This is a genomic window from Nitrosomonas europaea (assembly GCF_900167395.1).
Lineage (GTDB): Bacteria > Pseudomonadota > Gammaproteobacteria > Burkholderiales > Nitrosomonadaceae > Nitrosomonas > Nitrosomonas europaea.
Genome location: NZ_FUWK01000007.1, coordinates 38,000 through 58,794, shown reverse-complemented (window position 1 = coordinate 58,794; position 20,795 = coordinate 38,000). Strand labels below are relative to the sequence as shown.

Sequence of the window (20,795 nt, the reverse complement as noted above, 5' to 3'; positions counted from 1 at the left end):
AAAACCAGGAACTGAAAGAACCAAGGAAACCATGACCACACAGCCTTCAAAACAACTGGAAACCTTCGAAAATCCCGTCCAGACACGTGATTACCGGATTCACATGGAAATACCGGAATTTACCTGCCTCTGCCCCAAAACCGGACAGCCGGATTTTGCACGACTGACGCTGGATTATATTCCCGACAAAAAATGTATCGAACTCAAGAGTCTCAAGCTCTACATCTGGTCATACCGTGATGAAGGCGCTTTCCACGAAGCAGTGACCAACCGGATTCTGGATGATCTGGTGGCCGCCATGAAACCCCGTTTTATCCGGCTGACTTCGAAATTCTATGTGCGCGGGGGTATTTTCACCAATGTCGTCGCGGAACATCGTAAGAAAGGATGGCAGCCCCAGCCACCAGTATTACTCGAAGTGTTTGAACAGCAATTCAATACCCACGGCTGATCATTCTTTTCCACAAAACCCGCTAACTTTTTCTGGAAAACTACCATGGACCAGTATCGCGAAGAACATGATGCAATAGGCACAGTACAGGTGCCTGCCAGCGCCCTCTGGGGTGCGCAGACACAACGATCGCTCAACAACTTCAATATCTCGGGCGAACGCATGCCGTCAGCCCTGATCCACGCACTGGCGCTGGTCAAACGCGCCGCTGCCAGTGTCAATCATGATCTGGGATTACTGGACGAGAACATCGCCCGGGCAATCATCACCGCTGCCGATGAAGTGCTGGCAGGAGAACACGCCGGCGAATTTCCGTTGGTAGTTTGGCAAACCGGTTCCGGCACACAAACCAATATGAACATGAACGAGGTGCTGGCCAACCGCGCTTCGGAAATTCTGGGCGGTACACGGGGCAAAGGTCGCAAGGTGCACCCTAACGACCATGTCAACAAAGGACAATCTTCCAATGACGTTTTTCCCACTGCCATGCACATTGCTGCCGTGGAAGCCATCCGCAACCGGTTGATTCCGGCACTGGAAGCACTACGTAAAACATTATCTTCCAAATCGGCAGCATTTTCGGATATCGTCAAGATCGGCCGCACACATTTGCAGGATGCCACCCCGCTTACACTGGGGCAGGAATTTTCAGGCTATGTTTCACAGCTCGATCATGGCCTGGCTCATCTCGAATCTGCGCTGCCGCATCTGCTCGAACTGGCGCTGGGGGGGACAGCCGTAGGTACCGGTCTCAACACCCATCCGGAATTTGCACGCCGTGTCGCGGCAGAAATTGCACGCCTCAGCGGCTATCCTTTTATAACAGCTGCCAATAAATTTGAGGCACTGGCCGCGCATGATGCACTGGTCCATGCGCATGGGGTGCTGAAAACACTAGCAGCTATACTGATCAAAATTGCCAATGACGTCCGCTGGCTGGCATCCGGCCCGCGTTGCGGTATTGGTGAAATCCTTATCCCGGAGAACGAACCCGGCAGTTCGATCATGCCCGGAAAAGTCAATCCTACCCAATCGGAAGCAGTTGTCATGCTTGCCTGTCAGGTCATGGGCAATGATGTTGCAATCAATCTGGGAGGCGCCATGGGAAATTTCGAACTCAATACCATGAAACCACTGATCATTCACAATTTTTTACAAAGTACACGTTTGCTCGCAGATGGTGCAGAAAGCTTCAACACCCATTGCGCAGCCGGTATTACGGCCAATACAGTACGAATCAAGCAGCATTTACAGGAGTCTCTGATGCTGGTAACCGCGCTCAATCCTCACATTGGTTACGACAAAGCAGCAGAAATAGCCAAAAAAGCCCATCATGAAATGCTGACATTAAAAGAAGCCGCAATCAGGCTGGGTTATGTCACCGCAGAACAATTCGATGTATGGGTTGACCCACAAAAAATGACAGAGGTGTGAAAAAGAAGAATTGCTTAAGAAGGAGGAAGAGGAAAACTTACTGAGAGTTACTGAGCCCGTACGGATAAGGCAGCAATTTTAACAAAATCGGCTTCCCAAAAAACAAGGCAACCTGGACCCAACGGGACCCAGATTGCCTGAATATGGTACAAGGGGTAAATATTAGTATTTGCCGCCGATTCCACCGAACCAGATTATAGCTCCGATTACAATAAAAGCTGCTGTACTAACCAAAATTACTTTCCATGCTCCACTATTTTTTTCGATTTCTCTCTGGGTTGTCGCTGCATCACTGTATCCCATGCTTTATCCTCCTAATATAGTTAAACTCTTTATCCTGCCTCGGATAAACTCCCATTCGCGCGGGAAACGGACGGTGACTTTTTAGTCCAAGTACCCGGCATTACTCACTTTATGTACCTTCTTACCTCTACAAACCCATAAAGCTGAAGATGATTCTAACCCAGATTTTTTTACAATGGAAGTAACTATTTTAGTAACAACACGACCTAACCGGGCCTGAGGATTGTGCTCCACGTACATGGCTATCATGCAGGAAGAACTCAACAGACAAACCCGCATCGATCAGGATGAGGCCGGCCGATTGATATGGTTGGCCCAATCCAGAACATCGAGATCTGCTTTTACCAGATCAGGCCGATCGAGAAATTCGAGTTCCGCCATGGCTTTCTCGACCTGTTCTGCATTTCCTTTTTCTCTGGCTTCGATCAGCCGCAGCTTACAACCAAGCCGACCTTCACGATGCACCAGGGCACGAATCACTTCATCCGGCATTTCCAGCTTATCCACGATCTGCTGAATTTCCATACTAAACAGCGTGTCCAGCAAAGACATTATCCCGGTCATGAAAGCTCGATCCTGGTAATTTTTGTCATGCGGGCGATCAATGGTTGCAATCAGTTCCATCAGTCTTCCACGGATAGCTGCGGTTTGCATCAGCGCATTGGCCTCGTTCAGTTCTCCGGAAGGATCCGCAGCATACAGCAGTAACTGAACCCACCTTTTCAAAGGCCGGTAACCCATCGCGATGATAGCCTGCCGTATGGAACCGATTTTCTGCGGCAATGCTGCCGCTACCGAATTGACCATTCGCAAAAGACTGTAACTCAAACCCGGTTCATGCTTGAGCAGCTGTTCTATTTCCTCGATCTCCGCATCGCGCATCACCAGCGACAGCAATCGCAGAAGAGATAATCTTCCGGATTCGATCTTGCCACCGGAAACAATTACCGGCCTGGCAAAAAAAATAACCTTGAAACATCTCGAACCCCAAGTCCATGCACATTCTGGCACGTTCTGGGCTATCCACTTTCTCTGCCAGCGGGATGACCGGCCATGCTCTCAGTTTCTGGATCAAGTCGATGATTTCATTATCAGTCAGCGCCAGCACATCAACCTTGACCACATTGATGATCGGAAGCAATGGTCCGATTCTGTCATCAATCCGGGTCACATCATCCAGCGCAAGCTGGTATCCCATCTGTTTCAGCTCGATACAACGCTGCACTACTTCAGGTGTGGCAGAAATCGTTTCCAGCAGTTCCAGCACCACATGTTTACTGGGCAGCAACAAAACTGCATCATCCAGAAGCAGCTCATGGTTGACGTTGATGAATCCGCGCAGATTACCCAGCACCTGCTGAATCCCGAGGTGACCGTACACATTCACCACTACATTGGCAGAAGCACGGAAACCATCCGAAACATTTGCCTGATTATCCTCTGTTGTCCGGAACAGGAACTCATAGGCAACCAGATTCTGATTACGATCCAGAATCGGCTGCTTACCCAGAAAAATATTCTCCATTAAATGTCACTCATTAACAGGTGTAATCATTACGCGGCTCTTACCGGATTGCTTAGCCTGATAAAGTGCCTCATCCGCACGTTTGAGCAAAGACTTCTGACCTTCGCGAAACTGCCGGGAAACAACGCCCCCGCTAAAGGTCACCGGAACGGAATTACCCTCCATATCCGATAATACTTTCCTGGAAAAGTTATTCTGCAGACGCTGCATCACCCAGACTGCCGATTCCAGCGTGGTATCCGGCAGCAATACGACAAATTCTTCGCCGCCATAACGAGCGACCACATCACTTGGCCGTAATGATTTCTTTGCAACCGTCACAAAATGAACCAGAACATCATCACCAAACTGATGACCATAGGTATCATTGATCTGCTTGAAGTCATCCAGATCAAGCATAACCGCACACAGTGTGTTCTCGTTTCGGTCAGCACGCGCCGCCTCTCGCACATAAACAGCATCCAGGCCACGCCGATTGAATGCGCCAGTCATGGGATCGTAATGTATCAGCTCCCGCAGTTGCTCCAGCTCCAGTTTGAGTGATTCGATCTGCTTTTCTGCAAGCCGTACCTGTTCCTGCGCACTATATACCTCATTGCTGTAACGCAGATTCCGGGTTTCTCCCAGCACGGTATCCAGAATATTGATAATCTCGTTTACATCACTGGTCTCCCGGATACGACGCGCGTACTGCTCGACCTGTTGACCATACTCATCTGCACCGATCACCGGATTCCGGCCTTTTACCGTCCCCCTCGCCCTCTTCTTACTGGCAGTCGAAGATTTGACCAGCTGTAATATCTTTTTGTCATCTGAAATCTGCATGATTATCCTCCTGAAACTTCACTGCAATCGTCGTAATCACCCGGAAATATCCGGAAGGCTGCCTGGGGAGCACCATTGTGAGCCTGGAAGAACATCATCCCGAAGCATGCATTCTGCATCAGCAAGACTAGCAGAATCTATTCAAAGCAAAAGAAGGAATTAGGGGAAAACCACGCCGGTTATCCAGCCATGCTGCAAGCCAGACATTCATGGCTACCAGCAGGACAAGAGCAGGAACCGGTTGTACTGAAATTACCAGCAGGGCATGTTCACACTAACAAAACACCACTGCCACGACATCATTTGATACACACCGCCCGCACCTGATGAATGTCGGTAATTCCCTGCAACACTTTTTCTATCCCGTCCTGTTTCAGGGTACGCATACCGTCATGCAATGCGGTTACCAGCATTTCAGCAACACGTGCGTGTTCCTGTATATTTTTCTTGAGTGCGTCGGTGGCAGTCAGCAATTCATGCAAACCCACCCGGCCAGCATAGCCCGTTTGTGTACAGTGCTCACAACCAACCGGCTCATACAGGGTAATCTGCCCGTTTTCATCGCCATACTGCTGAACCCAGCGAGATTCGATTTCACGGCAGGCTGCATCAGGATCGGCCTTGAAGCTCCCGATATTCTTCAGTTCTTCACAATACTCTACCAGCAGCGCGCGAATTTCCTCCCGACTGGCCACGTGAGGTTTTTTACATTTGCACAGTCGCTTGGCCAGACGTTGCGCCAGAATCCCGAGCAACGCATCAGCAAAATTGAACGGATCCATGCCCATATCCAGCAAACGGATGATGGATTCGGGTGCACTGTTGGTGTGCAGGGTTGCGAAAACCAGATGTCCGGTAAGCGAAGCCTCGATGCCGATACTGGTTGTTTCCTTGTCACGCATTTCACCCACCATGATGATATCGGGGTCTGCCCGCAGAAAGGATTTCATGATCGTGGCGAATGTCAGGCCGGCTTTCGGGTTGATCTGCACCTGACGCAATCCTTTCTGCGTAATTTCAACCGGATCTTCCGCCGTCCAGATTTTGGTTTCCGGCCGGTTCAGATATTTGAGAATGGAATGCAGCGTCGTCGTTTTACCGGAACCCGTCGGACCGCAGACGAAGAACAGCCCGTAAGGCTTACTGATGATCGATTTCAGCCGTTCCAGGTTGAAGGAGGTAAATCCCATTTTCTCCAGTGGAATCGGCTCACCAGCCGCCAGAATACGCATCACTACGTCTTCCACACCGCCAGCCGAAGGAATCGTCGCGACCCGAAGCTCGATATCAAGAGGCGCAAACTTGCGAAACTTGATCTTGCCATCCTGCGGTTTACGCTTTTCTGAAATATCGAGATCACACATGATCTTGATACGGGTCACCAGCGGATTGCGATAACTGGCTGGAATTTCGATATAGGGCATCAGTGAACCATCCTTGCGGAAGCGAATACTGGTTTTCCCCTTACCCGGCAAGGGTTCGACATGAATATCCGAAGCACCTGTTTTATAGGCATCCATGATGATGCGGTTGACCAGTTTGACCAGTTCGTTATCCGCCGCAGCGGAAGCTTCATCCGTATCAGTCTCTCTGGTTTCTTCCCCGCCATCGCCCTCACCCAGATTGGAAAGCATTTCATCGATGCTGCCACCCAGATTCTCGGTTTCATTACCGCCATAAAACAGATCCAGCATGGCCTGAAATTCACGCCGGGTACAAACCGCGTAGATGATCTTGCGCTTTGGAAAAATCTGGTTGACGATACGTAATGCTCTGATACGTTCGGGATCCAGGGTTAGCACCATCAACCCTTCAGTTCCATCATCGATCGGCAGCCAACTGTTGCTCTCGACAAATTCACGTTTGAGATTCTTGAGCAGGTCCATCGGCTTGATCCGATCCGGCCGGTATCGTTCATATCTCACGCCAAAGAAGACAGCCAGTGCTCCACCCACCTGCGTCACACTGATGCCGAATTCATCGATCAGCACATCTTCCAGATCGCGGCCTGTTTCACGCGCCTGCCTGGTTGCCAACTCAAATTCGCTGGCACTGATCAAGGCATTGACGATCAACTGATCATAACGGGTTCTGCCCAGTAACTGCTGCATCTGGCGCTGCCTGATGGCGACTGCCAACGCCTGGCAGATTTCACTCAATTCATCCACAACCCTTTGCGAGAAAGGTTCATCGGCCTTGTTGTTAATGAGCTGCACCACACCCAGCAGATCGTTATCACCGGCATTCAGAATCGGTACCACAAGCATCTGTTTGGTCCGGTAGCCGGTCCGCTTGTCCACTTCCTGCAAGAAACGCAGATATTCACTCTGTTCCCTGAGCTCACACCGATCATAAACATCTCTGAAATTGACGGCTTGTTTGTGCAGCCCCACAAAGCCGGCAATACTGTGTTCGTTGATGGGCAGTTTCAGATTCTGCCAGGAATCCAGTCCGGTTTTAACACGTGACGTAAGACTGGTTTTATCGTCACCGAGGGTATAGACCGTCAGGCGATCCGCGTTGAAAATCTCGCAGATATCCCGGCTTGTTTCGAATATGATTTCATCAACATTTCCCGCCGCCTGAATCCTGTCAATCACAGATTGCAAACGCCCGGCAGAATCCGACGGAATCCCATTGCCTGGGATGATGCCGGAACCGGCTTCAGAAGCCAGAGATATGCTCATATTCACTCTATCCTAGAATTCAAATATCTGATTACTCATCAATCTGCGCAGATCAAAACGGCTGATTCTGGCAAGAATTTCCTGCATGGTCAGCTCTGCTTCCCCCTGACGCAGATGGGTAATGTATATTTCGGCATCATGCTGCAGTTTATTCAGTTCATCTGCGAGCAAGGCAGGATAGAAATGTCCGGAACGCCTCGCGATGTCATGTTTGACATCACTGAAGGCAGATTCGATGATCAGATAGCGTAGGTTGGTAATCCGGTTGATAGCTTCCCATAATCCATCATTGGCAGTGGTATCACCGGTAAATACCAGACTGGCCTGACCGGAATCAAGCTGAAAGCCCACAGCCGGAACAGCATGGCAAGCCGGCAGCGGTGTAATTCTGCGCGAACCCAGCACTATAGTCTCACCCACCGCAAATGGCTGGTAACGCATATAGGGGCGGACGGCATCAGGGATACGGGAAAAATCCGGCCAGACATGCCAGTTGAAAATGTGCTTCTGCAGACATTCCAATGTTGCAGGCAGAGCATGCACGATCAGCGGACGATCACGCAGACTGCCAGTCGTGTCGACCAGAAAAGGAATGAATGCAATATGATCCAGGTGGGAATGCGTGACGAATACATGATCGATTTTCAGCAGATCATCCAACGCGAGCGTGCCGACTCCGGTGCCGGCATCGATCAGAATATCCTCGTCCAGCAGCATTGCGGTGGTATGAGAATTACTCCCTATTCCACCGCCACAGCCCAATACTTTTAATTTCAAATTGATGAACCCTCCACCCCGGATTTAACGGCAACCGCCGGCAGATCATTTGCTTTAACAGATGGAGGATTACGATGGATTTCCTGCTATTTGAGCAACAAAACCGGAACAGTCGAAAGCTGGATCAGTTTGCTGGCAACCGAGCCAAGCAACAAACCCTTGACCGCACCCAATCCGCGCGGACCGATAACGACCTGGTCACACTGTATTTCCTCGGCAAATTGCAGGATCATGGTCACCACTTCCCCCACGACGATATGGTGCCGGTAGGCAACCCCCTTTTCTTCCAGATAGCCGCGAGCCTGCTGCAGATTTCTAAGACCTTCCTCGCGGTAATAATCACCAATCTCTTCCTTGCTGACAAACATGGAAACATTACCGGTCAGCGGCATCCGCACGTTCAGCAGGTGAATCTCCGGTTTTTCACGATACCAGTCGAGCCTTTTCACAAACTCCTCGATCGCCCGTCCGGAAGCTTCAGAACCATCGACCGGCAGTAACATTTTTAACATAAGGCACCTCTCTTTCACGTGTGTTTCATCACAGACTATGTTTTAGCGGGATCAACCCGTTGCCTCACTGCGCATCCAACTGAACAGTTTCCAGGTTCAATCTTTCCCCAGTAAATCCATGGATGCCCGCGCTTTTTTCTGTATCCGGGCTGTCAGCCATTTTCCGGTCCCGATCACCAGCAGCGAACAGGCTGCCGGCACCAGCCATTGCAGGTAGGCAGCCTGTGTTGCAACCCATTCCTGACTGATCGTATCACCTGTGAGCAAATCACCGGCAATCCAGCCGAGCAAACCGGCACCGATAACGACGATGACAGGAAAACGCTCGATCCATTTCATCACCAGCTTGCTGCCCCAGACGATGATGGGAACACTGAACAGCAGGCCGAATATCACCAGCGCAAGACTGTCCCTGGCTGCACCGGCAATTCCCATGACATTATCCAGACTCATCACCGTATCGGCGATGATGATGGTCCTGATCACGCCCGGTAGAGTGGTCGCTCCCCCTTTCACAACCGGCCCGCTTTCACTAGCGGGCTCCGGCAACAGCAGTTTAACGCCGATCCACAACAACAACAAACCACCGGTAATTTTCAAATAAGGCAATGCCAACAGCTGAAGTGCAAAAAAGACCAGCAGGATTCGTATCCCGATCGCCCCTGCCGTTCCCCAGAATATTCCCTGATTACGCTTATTCTCCGGCAGATTCCGGCATGCCAGCGCAATCACCACGGCATTGTCTGCACCCAGAGCGATATCGATGGCAATGATCTGAAAAACGGCAATCCAGAACTGTGGATCGGTCACATCCATATTTTCTACTCCCGTCGCTCGGAAATAAATGCAAATAGCTCATCCTGCCGGCGCAAGGTATCCCGGTAACCCAAATCGATCAGTGCCTGGCAAAAAGGAGCCTCAAACAATACATAACTGAGCATGGCAGAACCCTTCGGACCCATTGCCCCGGCAGCACGAAAAAAGTAGCGGATCGGACGCGGCAAACTGTTGGCATACGCTTGTGTCAGTTCATCGATCCTTTCGCTGGGTGTAATCACCATGCAGTCCACCATGCGCAGCGCAGGACCGTTTCCTGCTTGCATCCCCGGAATCAGGCTCAATGTCTGGTTGATACGCTGCAAACGCTCGAGATCGACATCCAGACTGTCGACGAAAATACTGTTCATCACATGCCCGGCAATCTGCGCCAGCGGCGGATATCCGGTTACCTTGGTACGTTCGCAATCAGTCTCCTTTTTCTCGTTCACACCAATCACCAGCAAGCGGTCTGCGCCGAGATGCAATGCGGGGCTGAGCGGCGCAAGCTGCCGCATGGAGCCATCACCAAAATACTCACGATTGACCCGGATTGCCGGAAAAATGAACGGAATCGAAGCAGATGCCACCAGATGCTGGATACCAATGCGCGAAGGAACACCAATGCGTTGCGCACGCTTCCAGGGAATGACGCTGGGACTGGCCTGATAAAAAGTAACCGACTGCCCGGACGCATACCCCCAGGCCGTTATGCCGAGCGCGTGCAGCGCCCCTGCATGAATACTCCTGCGTATCCCTCTGAAGGGCAAATGACAGGCCAATAGCTGCCTGAGTGGTGTATTATCCAGCAGCGAAACGGGTTTACCTGCCATTCTGCTCGACACGATCGAGCCAAAATAACGCAGCGCATTATGCAGTACCCCGATCAGATCAGAACGATAGATCTGGCCAGTATGCAGATTGCCCCATACTGCTTCCAGCCGTTTGATTCCGGTAGAAAAATGGGTTGCAGCCATGGCGAGACCAGCAGCATTGATTGCTCCGGCGGAAGTCCCACAGACAACCGGAAAAGGACTGCGAGCGTGCGGGGGCAGCATTTCGGCAATTGCCCGCAGCACACCTATCTGATAAGCGGCCCGTGCACCGCCCCCGGTCAAAACCAGGCCCAGTCTCGACGGTTGGGAACCCTGTGAAGCCATTTCGTCCACAGGCAATTTACCTTATCCCGGTTTTTACCAGCATCAATCCTTCTGCTCCTGTTTTATCTTTTCAAGTTTCTGTCCAGCAGACAACACACGCAGTACGAAATTCCTGCAAACTACCTGGCCTGATCACTGCCGATTACATCGGCATCGCGCTACCCGCGCGACTATACAGTATTCTCACCTCTGCGAGCCCATTTTCATTCGACTGGCAGCATCAGACCTGGTTAACAGCAATCATCCAGCCAAACTACCGGATACAATCCTGACATACCACAGTGCTAAAATGCCATTACACAACCATAATCTGTGCTTCCTTTATAACAAACCTGTACAACATACCATGACACATACCGGGCTTTTTCCCCCAGTCGAACCTCATGATCACGGCATGCTTCCGCTGGATGACACTCACACCATGTACTGGGAACAATCAGGCAATCAGAACGGCATCCCCGTCTTATTCCTGCACGGCGGGCCGGGGGCGGGTGCCACACCTGCCCATCGGCGTTTCTTTGATCCTGCCCGTTACCGGATCGTCATTTTCGATCAGCGTGGCGCCGGACGTTCGCTACCGCTGGGTGAAACCAGAGACAACACTACTCCGCTGCTCATCGAAGATATCGAAACCTTGCGGCAGCACCTCGGTATCGAACGATGGCTGATCTTTGGCGGCTCCTGGGGCAGCACACTGGCACTTGCCTATGGCGAAGCTCATCCTGATCGCTGTCTGGGATTCATCCTGCGCGGCATCTTTCTTTGTCGGCCCGGTGAAATCAACTGGTTCCTGTACGGCTTGCGCAATTTTTTTCCCGAAGTCTGGCGCGAATTTGTCGCCCGCCTCTCACCGATCGAACAATGCGACATTCTTTCTTCTTACTACCGTTTACTGATGGATCCCGATCCCGCTGTCCACATGCCAGCGGCGAAAGCGTGGGGGCGCTACGAAGGAAGTTGCTCAACCCTGCTGCCCAATCCTGACACAGTCGATTATTTCACCAGTGACACAGTTGCGCTCGGCTTGGCAAAGATAGAAGCCCATTACTTCAGAAATAATATCTTTCTGCCGGAAAACAGCCTGCTCGAAAATGTACATAAGATCCATCATCTGCCTGGTGTCATTGTCCAGGGGCGTTACGATGCCGTTTGTCCGATCGTCAGCGCACATGATCTGCACCTGGCCTGGCCGCAGGCCGACTATATCGTAGTCAATGACGCCGGCCATTCGGCCTGGGAACCCGGCATCCTGATCGAACTCGTCAAGGCCACCGAGAAACTCAAACTGATACTGTAAATCAGGCCACGCTTCAGATCCTGTTTCGATACCGGCTTCATTCCAGTCGGGACAGATCGATCAGCCCGGCAAGCTGCTGCACGTCGAGCTGTTCCTGAAACGGCAGAACACCCAGCAACGGGCAGTCGAGCCATTCAGTCAGTGTCTGCAGATTTGCCGCCGGTTGCAGCATTTCCGGGTCGATGGTATTCGCTACCCAACCCGCCAGTTTCAATCCGGCTGATTCAACCGCACGGGCTGTCAGCAATGCATGATTGAGACAACCCAGCCGCATACCCACCACCAGAATTACCGGCAACCCCAGCACTCTGGCGAGATCGCTGGTGTCATAGCGGCCATTCGGTGTACCTGATGATGACAGCGGCACCCGAAAACCTCCGATACCTTCGACTATCGTTACCTCTGCTGCCGCCTGCAGCTGTTCACAGGCCTGCCGAATCACCCTCAGGTCGATAACGATGCCTGCCTGTCGAGCAGCGATATGCGGCGCAACCGGTTCCACAAAGGCATAGGGATTGATCAGTGATTGCGGCATGCTGACATTGCTGGCTTTCTTCAGATTTTCCACATCCTGCCATTGCCCGTTTTCACAGCCTGCCGCCACTGGTTTCATTCCGATCACCGTATGGCCTTCAGCCGAGAAAGCGTGCAGCAGGGCACAGCTCACTACAGTTTTACCGATTCCGGTATCGGTGCCGGTGACAAACAATCCGGCGGGTGCCATTATGGCTCCAGACCAAGCTTGCGCCGTGTCTCCGGCTTCAACTGAACCTGGCGCGATTCCGGTTTCCAGGCATGGCCATACACCACTTCATACGTGGCCGGCAGCCTTCCATCCTGACGCAGCGCCTCATACCGCTCGATTACTTGCTGCCATGCCGCTTTGCCGGTCAATCCGCGCCTGCGCCCTTGTGTCACGTTGCGAGCACCGATTGCCTTGAGATCCTGCATCACCCCCCTGACATCCTCATAAGTCAGCGTGATGTATTCCATATCCATGACTGGTAATGAAAAGCCACAATTCACCAGCATGTCACCGATATCGTGCATATCCGTAAACCGATTGACGTGGCTGAACGAATCCGCTGACTTGAAAGCCTGCCGCAATTCCTTCAATGTATCTGGTCCGAATGTGCTGAACATCAGCAGGCCGCCGTTCTCCAGCACACGATAGGCTTCCGCGAATGTCTGCCTGAGATCATTACACCACTGGATCGCCAGATTGGACCAGATCATCCCGATACTGGCTTCGCCCAGAGGTAACTGTTCGATATCCGCACAAATATAATCTCTGGGCCAGTGGCGCCTGAATGGCAGCCAGCGCTGCCATCCTGGTATTTGCTCCGAGATCGCCATGCGCGCACAGCGATGCATCGTCAGCGCAATATCCATCGGCATGATTTCTGCCGCAGGATAGCGTTCGATCAGCTTGCGCGTGCCATAACCGGTTCCGCTGCCCGCATCGAGTATTCTGGCGGGAACATATTTGATGTATTCCAGACGGGACAGCATGCGGTCACATATTTCCCGCTGCAACACAGCAGACTGGTCATAACCGGCTGCCGCCTGTTCGAACGATCGACGCAGCATACGCTTGTCGAGTACATGATCATAATGCATCGAAACAACTCACGAATTGCTCAGGAAAAGAAAGAAACGGCGCATGGCCGCAATGGGGAAACAGCACCAGCCGCGCCCGGGGTAAATGTTGCTGCATCCAGTCTGCTGCGCCGGCCGGGGTGATAACATCGTTCCGGCCGTGGATCAGCAGTACAGGCTGACTGACCTGATTCAATTCAGCCCTCAAATCACTGGTCTGCAAAATTTTCAATCCTGCCTGAAGTGTTGCCGGCGTTGGCGGCTGGCCACGCAGAATACTCTTACGCAACCATGCCAGTACCCGGGCTTGATCCTCACTGCCGCTGACTTGCAGAGTCAGAAAACGGTTGAGCGTCTGGGTATAATCGCGCGCCAGATTTTCCATGAACAGCGTCAGGGTGGAATCTTCCATTCCCCATGGCCAGTCCGCGCGCCTGACAAAACAGGGGGTACTGGCAACCAGTACCAGTTGCTGGACACGTTCCGGCGCCTGCAATGCCAGCCTGATCGCTACCTGACCGCCGAGCGACCAGCCACACACGCTATAACGACCGGGCAAACGGTCCGCAATCACTTCGGTCATCTGATCCAGTGAATCCAGCGCACAATCACGGCTGGCACCATGCCCGGGCAGATCGACCTGATGCAGCCGGAAACGCTGCGATAACGATTCCACCACGCCATCCCATACACCGCTGTGCATGGCCCAGCCATGCAACATCACCAGATCAGGACCATTTCCAGTCGTCTCGATATGTATCGAGGCCATGTCAACACTGGGCCAGATCACGCAAAGCTGCACCCAATCGATCGACATCCGCCTCAGTATGCACAGCAGACAAACTGATGCGTAATCGTGCCATGCCTTGTGGTACGGTCGGCGGACGAATAGCTGGCACCCAGATACCACGCTCACGCAACGCCAGATCCAGCCGAACGGCTTCCTGACTTTCGCCCACCAGCAATGGCTGTATCGGGGTTTCAGACAGCAGCAATGGCCAGGGAAGGGAGTGCAACCTCTGCCGCAATCGCTCGATCAGCAAAGCAAGTCGTTCCCGCCGCCAACTCTCCTGACTGATCAGTTGCAGGCTGGTCAGTAAGGTGTGCGCCAGCAAAGGTGGTGCTGCCGTAGTATAGCCATAGGTGCGGCCATGCTGGATGAGTGTTTCAACGACAGGTGCTTGTGCCGCTACGAAAGCACCGGATACCCCCGCCGCCTTGCCCAACGTTGCCATGTAAATCAGATAGGGTGTATCCCGTTCTATTCTTTGCGAATGATACAGACTGCCCTTACCCCGTTCCCCGAGCACACCGAATCCATGCGCATCATCCAGCAGCAGCCAGGCATCAAAGCGCTGACACAATGTCAGCAGCTCGGCAACCGGTGCCATATCACCATCCATACTGAATACCGCATCGGTGACGACCAGCCGGCGCCGGGCTTTCGTCGTTTCCAGCTGCCGTGCCAGGGTATCGAGATCGAGATGCGGGTAACGAATGAAACGAGCACGAGAAAGCAAAGCAGCATCATTGAGTGAAGCATGATTGAGGCGATCTGCAAAGATCGCATCTCCCCGGCCTGCCAGCGCAGTCACCACTGCCATATTGGCCATGTATCCGGTGGAAAACAGCAAGGTGCGCGGTAGCCCGACAAATGCCGCCAGCGCTTCCTCCAGTTCATGATGTGCACGAAAATGACCGCTGATCAGGTGAGAAGCGCCCGAGCCGACGCCATAACACCGCGCACCTTCCGCTGCAGCTTCGATCAAGGCCGGGTGATTGGCCAACCCCAGATAATCGTTACTGCAAAAAGCCAGAAAATCCCTGCCATCGATAGTGACATGTGGAGATTGTGGCCCTTCCAGCACCGGACGTGAACGGTACAGCCCTTCCTGCTGGCGCTCCCGTAACGCTTCGCTCAGATCCGCCAACATACGACTACCCTGCACACCGACTACAATGCATGCAGCCCCAGTTTTTCAAACAACGCCAGATCTTTTTCCGTATCCGGGTTACCCGTCGTCAGCAGTTTATCGCCGTAGAAGATGGAATTGGCACCCGCCAGAAAACACAGTGCCTGGATGGCTTCCGGCATTTGCCGGCGGCCGGCGGAAAGTCTGACCATCGCTTTGGGCATGGTAATACGCGCTGCCGCAATGGTACGGACGAATTCGAATGGATCGAGCTCAGGCGTGCCGTACAAGGGTGTACCCTCTACCTGAACCAGATAATTGATCGGCACCGATTCAGGATAAGGATCGAGATTGGCCAGTTGTGCAATCAATCCTGCCCGGGCCATGCGAGATTCCCCCAGGCCGACGATACCGCCACAACACACGTTGATATTGGCGCCACGCACTTCCTCCAGTGTATCCAGCCGATCCTGATATTCACGCGTGGTAATGATTTCGCCATAAAACTCGGGGGCAGTATCGAGATTGTGATTATAGTAATCCAGTCCAGCCTGTTTGAGCTGAGTAGCCTGACCTGGCTTCAGAATGCCCAGTGTGGCACAGGTCTCCATCCCCAATGCCTTGACTGCACTGATGACTTCGGTCATGTACTCGATATCGCGCTGCTTCGGTCCGCGCCATGCCGCCCCCATACAGAAACGGGTGGCACCGCTTTCCTTGGCCTGAGTGGCTGCCGCCACGACTTCCTCACGCGACAGAATCGCCTGATTCTCCACCCCGGTGTGGTAACGCGCCGCCTGCGGACAATAGGCACAATCCTCTGAACATCCACCGGTTTTTACGGAAATCAGCGTGGACAGTTGCACGGCATTAGCATCGTGATACTGGCGATGCACTGTCTGTGCCTGAAAAATCAGATCAGAAAATGGCAGATCCAGCAGCGATTCGATCGCTGCGATCGACCAGCGCAATGATGACCCCTGTACTGCCGAATCAGAGTTGGGATGTGCACATTCGCACTGTTTTTCAGAAATCAAACTGGTTGCGGATTCCATGATCATTCTCGGCGAGAGCCTGCTCCAAGTTATAATGAATAGTGCGAAATCATTACGGATAACACCCGAATTGTCAATTTCTTCCTCTCCAATATTAAACAGGCGATTAAATATTGCACAACTGTTCAGCCATAAACACTGTGTATTGTGCCAGGCACCCAATCATCAGGATATTTGCAATGCCTGCCTGCAGGATCTTCCCGGATTGCCCCCCGTGCACTGTCCGTCCTGCCTGTTACCAATGACTTCACCGGAAATTTGTGGCACCTGCCTGCGCAATCCACCTGCCTGGAGCCATATCCGGGCCGCCTTGCGCTACACTTTTCCGGCAGATGCTCTGGTGCAGGCATTGAAATATCGCTCCGATCTGCCACTGGCACCGATACTGGCCGGCTTGCTGCTGGGCAGATTCCGAGATGATCCTCTGCCTGATTACCTCATCCCGGTGCCACTCCACCCGGCCAGACTGCGAGAAAGAGGATTCAATCAGGCACTCGAAATCAGCCGTCATCTATGCAGACAAACAGGAGTCGAGTTGCTGTCCGCCGCCTGTACACGCATCCGCAGCACACCCTCGCAAACTGAGCTGCCGTGGAAAAACCGTCCACAGAATGTTCGCAATGCCTTTACCTGTAACCGGAATTTTTCCGGAAAACGGGTCGCCATCGTGGATGATGTCATGACCAGCGGCGCCACTCTGAATGAACTGGCCAAGGTCATACGCCGCCACGGAGCAACCGATGTCCGTGCCTGGGTGATCGCAAGAGCATTTCCGGGTGCCCCGGCCGCAAAAAGAGCAACCGATCTCCCTGGGAACGACGAAACCAAGCGACCGATCAAGCCTTAAAATCAATCCCGTATGCTCCAGATCATTCTCCACCAACCGGAAATCCCCCCCAATACCGGCAACATCATCCGTCTGTGCGCCAACACCGGTGCACAACTGCATCTGATCCGGCCACTGGGGTTCGATCTGAGTGACCGACAACTGCGGCGCGCCGGGCTGGATTACCATGAATGGGCCCGCCTCACCGTGCATGAAGATCTGGCATCCTGCCTGAAACTCATGGATGGATGCCGCATCTTTGCTGTCACCACCCGTGCAACTCATCACCATGGCAAGGTGGCTTATACAGGCAATGATGTGTTCCTGTTCGGCTCCGAAACGCGCGGATTACCCGCCGAAGTGCTGGAAAACTTCCCGCAGGATCAGCGCATCCGCATTCCCATGCTTTCCGCCTCCCGCAGCCTGAATCTCTCCAATGCGGCAGCAGTCATCATTTATGAAGCCTGGCGGCAAATCGGTTTCGAGGGTGGCATCTAACTGACAACCCGCCAGTCACTGCCACCCGCTCATCATAAATCCGCCGTCAAATCTGTTCTGCTGCGAGACTGATTCTCCCCGGAAATACGATGGTGATACCCCGCGGATGAAATGATCTCGTGCTATGCTATGAATAGCTGTGCAGTAGTTGTGGTCTTTCAGGCATTCGCATATGAACCACAGCTGTCCACGCCGGCCGGTTACAGGTAGTGCTATCGGTAACCGCTTTCAAGAAGGAGGATCGCAATGACTTCATACTTATCTGAAGAAGCAGGCCCCGACCTGACACAAGGTATTTCCCTCTCGGATTTTGGCAATCAGCCGCTGCTGCGCGGGCATGTAGGAGACGAACCGGTCATTCTTGCCCGCATAGGTGATGAAATAACGGCCGTGGGCGCAACCTGTACACACTATGGTGCTCCTCTGACGGAAGGACTGGTCGTCGGCGAAACGGTACGCTGTCCCTGGCACCATGCCTGTTTCTCGCTACGCAGCGGTGAAGCCCTCGGTGCTCCCGCATTCGATCCCTTACCGTGCTGGCAGGTTGAGCGTGATGGAGATCGGATCATGGTGCGGGACAAAATCACGCCAAAACCCAGATCCATACCCGTCGCGGCAGCAAACCAGCCGGCTAATGTCGTCATCATCGGTGGCGGTGCTGCGGGTTTTGCTTGTGCAGAAATGTTACGCCGGCGCGGCTATCAGGGACAACTCACCATGCTGAGCGAAGATTCCGATGCGCCCTGCGACCGCCCCAATCTGTCAAAAGATTATCTTGCCGGTAATGCACCGGAAGAATGGATTCCCCTGAAATCTGATGATTTCTATGTGCGCAACCGTATCGACCTTCAGCTTCACACGACGGTCACAAAGATCAATACCACCGGACACACTGTCACGACTGCTGATGGCCGCATCTTCCCGTTTGATCGTCTGCTGCTGGCAACCGGTGCCGAACCGGTACGATTACCGATCCCCGGAGCAAATCAAAGTCATGTCTTCACGCTGCGTACCCTGGCCGACAGCCGCGCCATCATCGAACGGGCAAAGCATGCCAAAGCCGCAGTCATACTGGGATCCGGATTCATCGGTCTGGAAGCGGCCGCAGCCTTGCGTGCACGGGAGCTGGATGTGCACGTGGTTTCGCTGGACAAACACCCGCTGGAAAAGATACTCGGCTCTGAACCAGGTGATTTCATTCGCAGTCTCCATGAACAGCATGGCGTGCAATTCCACATGGGCACCTCCCTTGCCCATATAGAGCCACATAAAGTCGTACTGAGCAACGGTAAAGAACTTACAGCCGATCTCGTCATCATCGGAGTCGGTGTCAGACCATGCGTATCACTGGCAGAAGCAGCCGGTATCACCGTCGATAACGGTATCTTGGTGAATGAGTACCTCGAAACCAGCGTACCCGGCATCTTTGCAGCAGGCGATGTCGCGCGCTGGCGCGATGAAGCCAGTGGCAAAACACAACGAATTGAACACTGGGTACTTGCCGAACGGCATGGACAGATAGCGGCGGAAAACATGCTTGGAGCAAATACAGCTTTTCAGGATGTCCCCTTCTTCTGGAGTGCTCATTACGACATCTCGATTCGTTACGTCGGCTACGCGGGACCATGGGATACACTTGAAATCGAAGGCGATATGGCTGCGTATGACTGTCTGATCAGTTACAAAACAGGAGGTAAAACAGTCGCCGTTGCAGCCATCGGGCGCGACAAACAGGCGCTCGAATACCGGGCCTTGATTGCCCAGCAACAACACTGATCTGCCAGGCTAGATATTGCCCTGGTGTTGGAATCAGAATTAACTCATTTCGGACCATCAACTACGGAGAAATTTAATCATGAGCAAACCATTCAAATACAGCCGCCTTTCCAAAGATGACGCAGCACTGTTACTGGTAGACCACCAGGCAGGTCTGATCTCATTAGTCCAGGACTTTGGACCGAGCGAGTTCAAGAACAACGTTCTGGCTGTCGGTGCATGTGGCAAGTATTTCAAATTACCCACTATCCTTACTACCAGCTTCGAAGAAGGTCCGAACGGGCCACTCGTACCAGAACTGAAAGAAATGTTCCCGAATGCTCCCTACATTGCCCGGCCTGGCAACATTAATGCCTGGGATAATGAGGATTTCGTCAATGCGGTAAAGAACACCGGACGTAAACAACTCATCATCGCCGGCGTCGTTACCGAAGTCTGTGTGGCTTTTCCAGCTCTATCAGCATTGGAGCAGGGTTATGAAGTATTCGTCATCACCGATGCCTCGGGTACTTTCAATGAAGTAACCCGTCATACCGCCTGGTTGCGAATGCAGGCAGCCGGTGTACAGTTGATCAACTGGTTTGCCATGGCCTGTGAGCTGCACCGTGACTGGCGTAATGATATCGAAGGTCTTGGCGAGCTCTTTTCCAACCACATTCCCAACTACCGGAACCTCATGACGAGTTACTTCACGATTACAGGTAAGAAATAACTGTTTTCAACAAACACTCCCCGGTTGACTGGAAAATGAATCCGCCCTTTTACACCATCGGGCACTCTACCCGCACGCTGGAAGAGTTCATCGGCTTACTGCATGCAGCAGAAGTGGAACAGGTTGTGGATGTACGTACCGTTCCGCGGTCACGCACCAATCCGCAGTACAACCTGGAGACATTTCCCGACAGCCTGGCTGCATTCCAAATCAGTTACGAACATATCCCGCAACTGGGTGGTTTACGTGCCAGATCCAAAACGGTATCGTCCAATGTAAATGGTTTCTGGGAAAATCAGAGCTTCCACAATTTTGCTGATTACGCACTGAGTGATACTTTTCACGAGGGTCTTGCCAAGCTGATCGCTCTGGGACGAAAACGCAGATGTGCAATCATGTGTTCCGAGGCTGTCTGGTGGCGCTGCCATCGTCGCATCATTTCTGATTACCTGCTGATGCACGGTGAAACCGTTTTTCACCTGATGGGGCATGACAAAATAGAAATCGCCCGTTTAACGGAAAGTGCCTGCCCCCAACCGTCAGGTGCAGTGACCTATCCATCACGCAATTCCCTGGTTAACTAAGACTTTTTCTGTCAACAAGCCAGACAATCATCCGGACTGATTCTG

At 52.6% G+C, this 20,795-nt stretch carries 21 protein-coding genes; 8 read left to right on the top strand and 13 right to left on the bottom strand.

Annotated features, from left to right (window positions below; translation table 11 throughout):
• Positions 1-31 precede the first annotated feature (31 nt).
• Positions 32-451: a preQ(1) synthase gene (queF, locus tag B5D58_RS04115; protein ID WP_011112772.1), complete on the top strand. Its 420-nt coding sequence runs from the start codon at positions 32-34 to the stop codon at positions 449-451.
• Between the two features lie 45 nt (positions 452-496).
• Complete coding sequence (fumC, locus tag B5D58_RS04110) at positions 497-1,885, top strand: class II fumarate hydratase (protein ID WP_011112773.1); 1,389 nt, start codon at positions 497-499, stop codon at positions 1,883-1,885.
• A 585-nt stretch (positions 1,886-2,470) separates the two neighbouring features.
• Here the strand turns inward: fumC and B5D58_RS14035 are convergent.
• From B5D58_RS14035 to B5D58_RS04075, 8 genes are all read right to left on the bottom strand, one after another.
• Positions 2,471-3,070, bottom strand: a complete 600-nt coding sequence (locus B5D58_RS14035; RefSeq protein ID WP_234988992.1) for an EAL and HDOD domain-containing protein — start codon at positions 3,068-3,070, stop codon at positions 2,471-2,473.
• The gene (locus B5D58_RS14030) at positions 3,024-3,713 is read right to left on the bottom strand and encodes an EAL and HDOD domain-containing protein (RefSeq protein ID WP_234988991.1); all 690 of its coding nucleotides are present in this window, start codon (positions 3,711-3,713) and stop codon (positions 3,024-3,026) included. Before B5D58_RS14030 ends, B5D58_RS14035 begins: the two co-directional genes overlap by 47 nt.
• A 6-nt stretch (positions 3,714-3,719) precedes the next feature.
• Positions 3,720-4,538, bottom strand: a complete 819-nt coding sequence (locus B5D58_RS04100) for a GGDEF domain-containing protein (RefSeq protein WP_041356862.1) — start codon at positions 4,536-4,538, stop codon at positions 3,720-3,722.
• 299 nt (positions 4,539-4,837) lie between these two features.
• Entirely contained in the window at positions 4,838-7,225 is a 2,388-nt protein-coding gene (locus B5D58_RS04095) for a GspE/PulE family protein (RefSeq protein WP_011112774.1), read from the bottom strand.
• 12 nt (positions 7,226-7,237) lie between these two features.
• Positions 7,238-8,002 (bottom strand): 3',5'-cyclic-nucleotide phosphodiesterase, encoded by a 765-nt coding sequence (locus tag B5D58_RS04090; RefSeq protein WP_011112775.1) that lies wholly within the window; start codon positions 8,000-8,002, stop codon positions 7,238-7,240.
• Positions 8,003-8,088: 86 nt separating this feature from the next.
• Positions 8,089-8,514 (bottom strand): universal stress protein, encoded by a 426-nt coding sequence (locus B5D58_RS04085; RefSeq protein ID WP_011112776.1) that lies wholly within the window; start codon positions 8,512-8,514, stop codon positions 8,089-8,091.
• Positions 8,515-8,610: 96 nt separating this feature from the next.
• Entirely contained in the window at positions 8,611-9,330 is a 720-nt protein-coding gene (locus B5D58_RS04080; protein ID WP_011112777.1) for a TerC family protein, read from the bottom strand.
• Positions 9,331-9,335: 5 nt separating this feature from the next.
• Complete coding sequence (locus B5D58_RS04075) at positions 9,336-10,490, bottom strand: patatin-like phospholipase family protein (protein WP_011112778.1); 1,155 nt, start codon at positions 10,488-10,490, stop codon at positions 9,336-9,338.
• A gap of 346 nt (positions 10,491-10,836) precedes the next feature.
• Here B5D58_RS04075 and pip point away from each other — a divergent pair, with 346 nt between their 5' ends.
• On the top strand, positions 10,837-11,787 hold the full coding sequence (gene pip / locus B5D58_RS04070; protein WP_041357323.1) for a prolyl aminopeptidase: 951 nt from the start codon (positions 10,837-10,839) through the stop codon (positions 11,785-11,787).
• 37 nt (positions 11,788-11,824) lie between these two features.
• On the opposite strand, the gene bioD is transcribed toward pip, so the two are convergent.
• From bioD to bioB, 5 genes are read right to left on the bottom strand one after another with little or no spacing between them, the layout of a single operon-like run.
• Complete coding sequence (gene bioD / locus B5D58_RS04065; RefSeq protein WP_011112780.1) at positions 11,825-12,511, bottom strand: dethiobiotin synthase; 687 nt, start codon at positions 12,509-12,511, stop codon at positions 11,825-11,827.
• Positions 12,511-13,407, bottom strand: a complete 897-nt coding sequence (gene bioC, locus B5D58_RS04060) for a malonyl-ACP O-methyltransferase BioC (protein ID WP_011112781.1) — start codon at positions 13,405-13,407, stop codon at positions 12,511-12,513. The genes bioD and bioC overlap by 1 nt, the downstream gene beginning before the upstream one ends.
• Entirely contained in the window at positions 13,397-14,155 is a 759-nt protein-coding gene (bioH, locus tag B5D58_RS04055) for a pimeloyl-ACP methyl ester esterase BioH (RefSeq protein WP_041356863.1), read from the bottom strand. Before bioH ends, bioC begins: the two co-directional genes overlap by 11 nt.
• Before the next feature lies 1 nt (position 14,156).
• A complete protein-coding gene (gene bioF / locus B5D58_RS04050) occupies positions 14,157-15,320 on the bottom strand; it encodes an 8-amino-7-oxononanoate synthase (protein ID WP_011112783.1) in 1,164 nt (387 codons plus the stop codon).
• Between the two features lie 20 nt (positions 15,321-15,340).
• Positions 15,341-16,354 (bottom strand): biotin synthase BioB, encoded by a 1,014-nt coding sequence (gene bioB, locus B5D58_RS04045; protein WP_041356864.1) that lies wholly within the window; start codon positions 16,352-16,354, stop codon positions 15,341-15,343.
• Between the two features lie 241 nt (positions 16,355-16,595).
• Between bioB and B5D58_RS04040 the strand changes: the two genes are divergently transcribed.
• The 5 genes from B5D58_RS04040 to B5D58_RS04020 all read left to right on the top strand — a co-directional run bounded on the left by B5D58_RS04040 (position 16,596) and on the right by B5D58_RS04020 (position 20,750).
• Complete coding sequence (locus tag B5D58_RS04040) at positions 16,596-17,201, top strand: ComF family protein (RefSeq protein ID WP_234988990.1); 606 nt, start codon at positions 16,596-16,598, stop codon at positions 17,199-17,201.
• Positions 17,202-17,213: 12 nt separating this feature from the next.
• Positions 17,214-17,678, top strand: coding sequence for a tRNA (uridine(34)/cytosine(34)/5-carboxymethylaminomethyluridine(34)-2'-O)-methyltransferase TrmL (gene trmL, locus B5D58_RS04035; RefSeq protein ID WP_011112786.1), 465 nt, complete (start codon positions 17,214-17,216; stop codon positions 17,676-17,678).
• A 246-nt stretch (positions 17,679-17,924) separates the two neighbouring features.
• Complete coding sequence (locus tag B5D58_RS04030) at positions 17,925-19,454, top strand: FAD-dependent oxidoreductase (RefSeq protein ID WP_011112787.1); 1,530 nt, start codon at positions 17,925-17,927, stop codon at positions 19,452-19,454.
• 79 nt (positions 19,455-19,533) lie between these two features.
• Complete coding sequence (ycaC, locus tag B5D58_RS04025; protein ID WP_011112788.1) at positions 19,534-20,166, top strand: isochorismate family cysteine hydrolase YcaC; 633 nt, start codon at positions 19,534-19,536, stop codon at positions 20,164-20,166.
• A gap of 35 nt (positions 20,167-20,201) precedes the next feature.
• Positions 20,202-20,750 carry a DUF488 domain-containing protein gene (locus tag B5D58_RS04020; RefSeq protein WP_011112789.1) on the top strand — a complete coding sequence of 183 codons (549 nt, stop codon included), beginning with the start codon at positions 20,202-20,204 and terminating at the stop codon, positions 20,748-20,750.
• Positions 20,751-20,795: the final 45 nt, after the last annotated feature.

Coding starts and splice junctions, on each gene's coding strand:
- queF (WP_011112772.1), top strand. CDS start 32: ATGACCACACAGCCTTCAAAACAACTGGAAACCTTCGAAAATCCCGTC.
- fumC (WP_011112773.1), top strand. CDS start 497: ATGGACCAGTATCGCGAAGAACATGATGCAATAGGCACAGTACAGGTG.
- B5D58_RS14035 (WP_234988992.1), bottom strand. CDS start 3,070: ATGCGCGATGCGGAGATCGAGGAAATAGAACAGCTGCTCAAGCATGAA.
- B5D58_RS14030 (WP_234988991.1), bottom strand. CDS start 3,713: ATGGAGAATATTTTTCTGGGTAAGCAGCCGATTCTGGATCGTAATCAG.
- B5D58_RS04100 (WP_041356862.1), bottom strand. CDS start 4,538: ATGCAGATTTCAGATGACAAAAAGATATTACAGCTGGTCAAATCTTCG.
- B5D58_RS04095 (WP_011112774.1), bottom strand. CDS start 7,225: ATGAGCATATCTCTGGCTTCTGAAGCCGGTTCCGGCATCATCCCAGGC.
- B5D58_RS04085 (WP_011112776.1), bottom strand. CDS start 8,514: ATGTTAAAAATGTTACTGCCGGTCGATGGTTCTGAAGCTTCCGGACGG.
- B5D58_RS04080 (WP_011112777.1), bottom strand. CDS start 9,330: ATGGATGTGACCGATCCACAGTTCTGGATTGCCGTTTTTCAGATCATT.
- B5D58_RS04075 (WP_011112778.1), bottom strand. CDS start 10,490: ATGGCTTCACAGGGTTCCCAACCGTCGAGACTGGGCCTGGTTTTGACC.
- pip (WP_041357323.1), top strand. CDS start 10,837: ATGACACATACCGGGCTTTTTCCCCCAGTCGAACCTCATGATCACGGC.
- bioD (WP_011112780.1), bottom strand. CDS start 12,511: ATGGCACCCGCCGGATTGTTTGTCACCGGCACCGATACCGGAATCGGT.
- bioC (WP_011112781.1), bottom strand. CDS start 13,407: ATGCATTATGATCATGTACTCGACAAGCGTATGCTGCGTCGATCGTTC.
- bioH (WP_041356863.1), bottom strand. CDS start 14,155: ATGGCCTCGATACATATCGAGACGACTGGAAATGGTCCTGATCTGGTG.
- bioF (WP_011112783.1), bottom strand. CDS start 15,320: ATGTTGGCGGATCTGAGCGAAGCGTTACGGGAGCGCCAGCAGGAAGGG.
- bioB (WP_041356864.1), bottom strand. CDS start 16,354: ATGGAATCCGCAACCAGTTTGATTTCTGAAAAACAGTGCGAATGTGCA.
- B5D58_RS04040 (WP_234988990.1), top strand. CDS start 16,596: ATGACTTCACCGGAAATTTGTGGCACCTGCCTGCGCAATCCACCTGCC.
- trmL (WP_011112786.1), top strand. CDS start 17,214: ATGCTCCAGATCATTCTCCACCAACCGGAAATCCCCCCCAATACCGGC.
- B5D58_RS04030 (WP_011112787.1), top strand. CDS start 17,925: ATGACTTCATACTTATCTGAAGAAGCAGGCCCCGACCTGACACAAGGT.
- ycaC (WP_011112788.1), top strand. CDS start 19,534: ATGAGCAAACCATTCAAATACAGCCGCCTTTCCAAAGATGACGCAGCA.
- B5D58_RS04020 (WP_011112789.1), top strand. CDS start 20,202: ATGAATCCGCCCTTTTACACCATCGGGCACTCTACCCGCACGCTGGAA.